Source organism: Hungatella sp. SL.1.14 (assembly GCF_024460495.1).
In the GTDB taxonomy this organism is placed as follows: Bacteria; Bacillota; Clostridia; order Lachnospirales; family Lachnospiraceae; genus Hungatella; species Hungatella hathewayi.
In genome coordinates this window covers 1-294 of sequence record NZ_JANFYJ010000435.1, presented here as the reverse complement: position 1 = coordinate 294, position 294 = coordinate 1, and the positions used below count along the sequence as shown (strand labels likewise).

The window sequence follows — 294 nt, the reverse complement described above, 5'->3', positions numbered from 1 at the left end:
ATCAGGTTCTGGCTGTCCGCCGTTTTGAAGCGTTTTTGGACTTCCGTCCCGGCACACCGAGCGCAACCGCACTGTGGAGGACTTGCTGAAAAACAACAAGACCTGCCCGGAGGAAAGTATCTACCAGATCGGCACGATGGGAGAATCCGTCTCGCCGGATACGCTCTTTTCCATCGTCAATGAGTTTTATCAGGAATTTGAGCGCCGCTTTGGTTCCCATATCCACATCCTGGACTGGGCGCTCCATCTGGACGAGGGGACGCCCCACATCCATGAGCGGCACGTCTTTGACTG

At 55.4% G+C, this 294-nt stretch carries 1 pseudogene; it reads left to right on the top strand.

Features of this window, described 5'->3' with window-relative positions:
• Positions 1-46 precede the first annotated feature (46 nt).
• Positions 47-294 (top strand): annotated as a pseudogene (locus NE473_RS31720) (serine/arginine repetitive matrix protein 2); the annotation flags it as partial.